We start from the raw sequence: 5,507 nt of genomic DNA, 5'->3' as shown, positions 1-5,507 counted from the left end.
TATTGAACGCTTCAGTTGGGTCAGTGCCGCATATCTTTTGGCGCAAAGTGCCATCATGCCGGTGTATGGCAAGCTGGGGGATTTGTTCGGCCGCAAATATGTGATGATGTTTGCGATCTCGCTCTTTGTCGTGGGCTCTCTGAGTTGCGGTTTGGCGTGGTCGATGGAAAGCCTGATTGCTGCACGTGTTTTGCAGGGTCTGGGCGGCGGCGGTATTATGGTGTCGATTTTCTCGATCAATGCCGATTTGTTCGAACCGCGTGAGCGGGCGCGGTATCAAAGCTTTTCCAGCCTTGTCCTCATGGCGTCAGGTTCCATAGGTCCAACGCTGGGCGGGGCCATGAGCCAGTATTTCGGCTGGCGCTCAATATTCCTTGTGAACCTGCCTGTCGGGATTTTGGTTCTGTCTGGCATCTTTCTCTTGCTGCCCTATGTCCGCCCGAACCGCCAGCCGAAGATCGATTATGCTGGGGCTGCGACTTTAGCGCTTACGATCGGGTTGATCGTGCTTTGGGCTGACGGGGCGCAGATTTTCGGAGGGATGTTCACGCCTGTGACCATTGGCATTCTTGCTCTGGCCACCATGTCCGCCGTCGCTTGGGTCCGCATTGAGCGCCGCACGCCGGAGCCGATCATTCCGCTGAGCCTGTTCCGTGATCGCAACTTCCCGCTTCTGTTGATTGTGGCGCTGACGTCGGGCGGGATCGGGATTGGCCTCGTTAATTATCACGCGCTGTTTCTACAAATGACGACGGGACTTTCGCCCGCCCATGCGGGTCTGTTCTTCATTGCCATTACCTGCGGAATTGCTGCGGGATCACTGACCGCGGGGCGCTTGATCGAGCGCACAGGGCGATACAAACCGTTCCTGATCACCGGCACGATGCTTTCCGTGCTTGCTTTGATTGGGGTTTCTCAAATTCAGGTGGGAAGCTCGCTTTGGCTGATTGGAGCCGTGCTGGCAACATGCGGCTTGGCCATCGGTCTGGCGCAGCAATCTCCGGTCATCGGGGTGCAGATGGTGGCCCCGCAGGGCGACATTGGTGCCGCGACAGGCGCGGTGACGCTGTGCCGGATGGCGGGGGCGTCATTGGCCATCTCGATCTACGGCGCGGTCCTCTCGGCACGGCTAATCGCAGGGGCCGGAGATGTGAGTGATTTGCCGGATCCTTCCAGCCTGTCGCCCGAAGCCCTTGCGGCGCTGCCTGAGACCAGCCGCATTGCGGTCAGTATGCTGTTCTCGGATGCGTTCACATGGCTCTACATGGTGGCGGCGGGGCTTTCGATCATCGGGTTGACCGCCGCGATCCTGCTGCGCCCGACGCTCATGCCGGTGAGTGAGCGGACGGGGTGAGCGCGATGGGATCGCGTGCATCAATAAAAAGCTTGATGCACATTTGGGCCGGAACCTTGTGTTTTGGGGCGGAGACCTTGAAGCACTGCGGCTTCAAATGGAGCAATGGCCAAGTCTGTGAAAGGTTATGGCCATATGCACAATCCTCAAATTGCGCAGTGTGTGGCCATAACCGGATCACTGTTTATTGGTATGGTGTAATTTGAATTTGTTTCGTGCAACTCACACGGTGCCATTATCCACCCGAACAGGCACCCCTTGTTCATACGACTGGGTCGCAGCATCCGCTAACACCTGTGCGCGTAAGCCATCCACGATCCCGGGCATAATGCGCTTTTGGTTGGTGACGGCATCGACAAAGTAAGCCATCTCGGCTCGGTAAGCCGCATCATATCGCTCAAGAAAGAAATGCTGCGCGGGGGCCCTTTGAAACCCTGCCTCCGTGGCGATCTCTACGGTGTTTTCCAGAGCATTCTCTGCACGCAGCATGCCTTTCGCGCCGTGCACTTCGATCCTTTGATCATACCCATAGCTGGCGCGGCGCGAATTGGTGATTTGACAAATCTTACCGCTTTTGGTGGTCAACGTGACCGCTGCTGTATCCACGTCTCCCGCCTCCCCAATTTCAGGATCAACAAGGGAAGCGCCAACCGCGTGAACAGTTTGAGGTTCTTCGCCCAACAAAAAACGCGCCATGTCGAGATCATGGATCATCATATCACGAAACAGACCACCGGAGCTCTTGATATAGCTGATAGGTGGTGGAGATGGATCACGTGACTGGATCGTCACAATCTCAACGCCGCCAATTTCTCCAGCCACGATACGAGACTGTAAGTTTGCAAAATTGGGGTCAAATCGACGGTTGAAAGCGGTCATGAAGGGCACGCCGGCGGCCTCGACAGCCTTGATGCACTCCCGGATCCGTTCAGCGGACATATCCACCGGTTTTTCACAAAAGATGGCTTTGCCCTCTGCGGCGGCGGCATGGATTAAATCATAATGCGTATCGGTTGGTGTCCCGATCACTACAGCATCGACATCTGCATGAGCGATAAGTTCTATAGCATCCATAGCCTTTGCGCCCGTCTTCTCAGCCAGCGCCTTGGCCGGAGCTTCAAAGGCGTCTGCAACAGCAGTAACCCTCGCTCCATCAATGTGAGAAATTGTGCGACCATGAACCTGTCCGATCCTGCCACAGCCCAGAAGTCCGATATTTAACATGTTATGCTCCTTTGAAGGCTTGCAGGACAGTGCGGGTGGCGGTCACCAGCGGATCATGGGTTTCTTTTAAAAGCTGGACCCGATCAAAGCGAGTGGCATCGCGATTGACCGCCGCACGCAGCGCTTGTCCAAACACCATCCGCAATTCTGTGCCGATGTTGAATTTGCAGATCGCTGAGTTACGCGCGAGGGAGCGGCGCTGAGCTACCGGCACTCCGGACCCGCCATGTATGACCAAGGGTACATTTGTCACAGATTCAATGGCGCGAATACGGTCTTCATCAAGCCCCCCTTGCTTGTCCTGTTGCAAGTGCACGTTTCCCACCGAGATCGCCATAGCATCGACCCCGGTCTCCTGTGCAAACTGCGCGGCCTCGTCGGGGTCGGTTCCGGCAGAGCCTTCGCCGCCCGAATAGCCCACAAAGCCGATTTCCCCTTCGCAAGACACCCCTGCATCATGAGCCATCTGGGCAATCGCCGCAGTCTCGGCAATATTTTCGGCCAAGGGTTTGCGCGAGCCATCATACATCACCGAGGTAAAGCCACTCTCAATGGCAAGGCGGCAATCTTCGGCAGAATAACCGTGGTCCAAATGGGCAACGACAGGCACGGAAGCATTTTCTGCAAGGTAACGAAACATGGCTCCCAGAACGGGCAAAGGTGTGTGTTCCCGACAGGACGGCCCTGCTTGTAGGATAACGGGCACGCCCTCGGCCTCAGCCGCCGCCACATAAGCGCGCATGTCTTCCCAACCTAGCGTCACCAAACCCGCGACAGCGTAGCCTTGACGGAGCGCCGGTTGCAGCACTTCTGATAGCGTTGCGATACTCATTTGAACTTTGCCACCATATCCATAATGCCCGGAATCGTATGCAACTGGGCTGCATGGGTCGGTTGGAAATATTGCTTCAGGCTTCGCTGGCTCAGCCCCCCGAGAATAGTGAAGTAATACATCTCGTAGCCGGGCAGCACGCAGCAGGGGTGATAGCCCTTGTCGATGCAGATCGTCGAGCCATCGACGATGTGATAGGCGTCCCCGGGTTCATTGTCCTCACGTTGGAGCATTTGAAGACCCGAGCCATAATTCGGTTTAAACCGGAAATTATAGGTTTCATCATGGCGGGTCTCGATCAACTCGCCGTCCTCATAACGATCCGTGTCATGTTTGTGCGACGGGAAACCCGACCAGCCACCGGCACCGACAGTATACAACTCGCTCACCAACAGCCGGCCAACCTTATCATGATGGTTGGCGCCTAGAATGTGCTTGATCTTGCGGTGGGTTTTGGTGTCGTCCGAGCCGTATTGAACAATATCAATCTCTGCGTCACGGACCTCGAACGGTTCCAGCACCTTGTCGTATTTGGCACCGGCGATAAACGTCTCCGTTTTATCCGATACACAGGTGATACGAACCTTGGCGCCCACGGGCACATAGACTCCCTCGGGCTCACCGTCCCAAACATCGGCATTGCGATTGCCGAGGTGCGTATAAACCGCCCCCTCAACATCCACATCAACAGTTCCCGTAGCAGGCACCACACAGGTCTCATATCCCGCGACAGAGTATTCAAAAACCTCGCCCTTTTGCAGTTTGACGATGTTGAAGTAGTTCAGTGGCACAAGGTCGTGATCGGCATCAACGATAGGTGTATTGGCGTTGTCATGGGGCGCGATATGCATCGGGCTTTCCTTTCAGATATCAGTGGGGCCGGAACACGCGGCCAAAAAGTCATTGAGTTGTGAAGTTGTCGGCATGGCTGGAGCACATCCCGGACGGCTCACCACCATTGAAGCGCAGGCGGAGCCGCGCAGCACCGCCTCTTTCAGCGATCGTCGCTCGGCAATGGCCGCCAGCAGCCCAGCCATAAAACTGTCGCCTGCGCCGTTCGGCTTGATGGCGGTGACGGGATAGATGCCGGTGCGTATCTCTTCGCCATCGGCAAAGGTCAGCGCTCCCTCGTGCCCCATCTTGTAGATCACCATCTTGCCTTTTGCGGCGAGCTCACGGGCTTTTGCCAACCCCTTGTCCATACTTCCGGCCATGAAGCCGAATTCCTCGTCGTTGCCGACGATCAGGTCGCTTTCCTCGCCCGCGCGGGTCAGCACCTCGGAGGCCACCGCGGCTGAGGGCCAGCTATAGGGGCGATAGTCTATGTCGAAGATCACAGGTAGATTTGCAGTGCGGGCGTTTTCAAATGCGCGGAATGTGGCGCTGCGTGATGGTTCGGCGGCAAAGACTGTCCCCGCCGTGATCAGAGCGCCGAAATTATCATAGTTCACCCGATCAACGTCTTCTTCGGTTACCTGAAAGTCCACCGCGTTGTTGCGGTAGATGACCAGCTGAAAATCCTCAATACAACTTTCATAAACCGCCAGAGAGACCCGCGCCTCACCGCCCAGCACTTTCAAATACTGCGTATCCACGCCGTAATGGCGCAGTCGGTTGGTGCAAAACCGCCCGACAGCATCGTCGGACACCGAGGTGACCAGCGCCGATTGCATTCCCAGCTTGCACAGCCCTGCACAGATGTTTGCAGACGAGCCGCCAAGATCGGCGCGAAAGGTGTCGGCCTCGTCCGCACGGGTGCCGGGGGGATCGGCATACATATCCATCCCCGCGCGGCCGAAGACGACGAAACTGCCTTTGCGGATACCCGCTATCAGCGCGCTCATTATACGCCCCTCCGTTGTTTGCTACGTGAGGATTCCCAGTCTTCATGCGCTTTGCGCACGCGCTCGCTTTCGGTGACAGTTGGTGTGCCAACCTCCCACCAAGCATGACCTTCAGTGGTCCACCCTTCGTAGGGGTCGACATCCATTACGATCACATAGGTCTTGTCTGATGCTTTGGCGCGCTTGAATGCATCGCCAAGTTCGGCCGGATTGGTGACTTTTTCAGCTTGTGCCCCCATCGAGGCCGCATGTG

General features: G+C 56.5%; 5 protein-coding genes and 1 pseudogene. 1 reads left to right on the top strand and 5 read right to left on the bottom strand.

Going from position 1 to position 5,507, the window contains the following annotated elements:
- Positions 1-1,354, top strand: a 1,354-nt coding sequence (locus tag ACN0T8_RS15550; RefSeq protein ID WP_417256369.1) for an MFS transporter, incomplete at its 5' end; no start/stop codon positions are given.
- A 222-nt stretch (positions 1,355-1,576) separates the two neighbouring features.
- Here ACN0T8_RS15550 and iolG read toward each other — a convergent pair.
- From iolG to ACN0T8_RS15525, 5 genes and pseudogenes are all read right to left on the bottom strand, one after another.
- Positions 1,577-2,578, bottom strand: a complete 1,002-nt coding sequence (gene iolG, locus ACN0T8_RS15545; protein ID WP_417256370.1) for an inositol 2-dehydrogenase — start codon at positions 2,576-2,578, stop codon at positions 1,577-1,579.
- Between the two features lies 1 nt (position 2,579).
- Positions 2,580-3,410 carry a class II fructose-bisphosphate aldolase gene (locus tag ACN0T8_RS15540; RefSeq protein ID WP_417256371.1) on the bottom strand — a complete coding sequence of 277 codons (831 nt, stop codon included), beginning with the start codon at positions 3,408-3,410 and terminating at the stop codon, positions 2,580-2,582.
- Positions 3,407-4,261: a 5-deoxy-glucuronate isomerase gene (locus ACN0T8_RS15535; RefSeq protein ID WP_417256372.1), complete on the bottom strand. Its 855-nt coding sequence runs from the start codon at positions 4,259-4,261 to the stop codon at positions 3,407-3,409. The genes ACN0T8_RS15540 and ACN0T8_RS15535 overlap by 4 nt, the downstream gene beginning before the upstream one ends.
- A 12-nt stretch (positions 4,262-4,273) precedes the next feature.
- Positions 4,274-5,254 (bottom strand): 5-dehydro-2-deoxygluconokinase, encoded by a 981-nt coding sequence (gene iolC, locus ACN0T8_RS15530; RefSeq protein WP_417881497.1) that lies wholly within the window; start codon positions 5,252-5,254, stop codon positions 4,274-4,276.
- Positions 5,254-5,507, bottom strand: a pseudogene (locus ACN0T8_RS15525) (3D-(3,5/4)-trihydroxycyclohexane-1,2-dione acylhydrolase (decyclizing)); the annotation flags it as partial. The gene iolC and the pseudogene ACN0T8_RS15525, both read right to left, overlap by 1 nt.

The sequence above is a fragment of the Vibrio sp. genome (genome assembly GCF_048266485.1).
In the GTDB taxonomy this organism is placed as follows: Bacteria; Pseudomonadota; Gammaproteobacteria; order Enterobacterales; family Vibrionaceae; genus Vibrio.
This window is presented reverse-complemented; position numbering and strand designations above follow the sequence as displayed.

What these genes read in the sequence shown, in the direction of transcription:
- iolG (WP_417256370.1), bottom strand. Translation starts at nt 2,578, where the DNA reads ATGTTAAATATCGGACTTCTGGGCTGTGGCAGGATCGGACAGGTTCAT.
- ACN0T8_RS15540 (WP_417256371.1), bottom strand. Translation starts at nt 3,410, where the DNA reads ATGAGTATCGCAACGCTATCAGAAGTGCTGCAACCGGCGCTCCGTCAA.
- ACN0T8_RS15535 (WP_417256372.1), bottom strand. Translation starts at nt 4,261, where the DNA reads ATGCATATCGCGCCCCATGACAACGCCAATACACCTATCGTTGATGCC.
- iolC (WP_417881497.1), bottom strand. Translation starts at nt 5,254, where the DNA reads ATGAGCGCGCTGATAGCGGGTATCCGCAAAGGCAGTTTCGTCGTCTTC.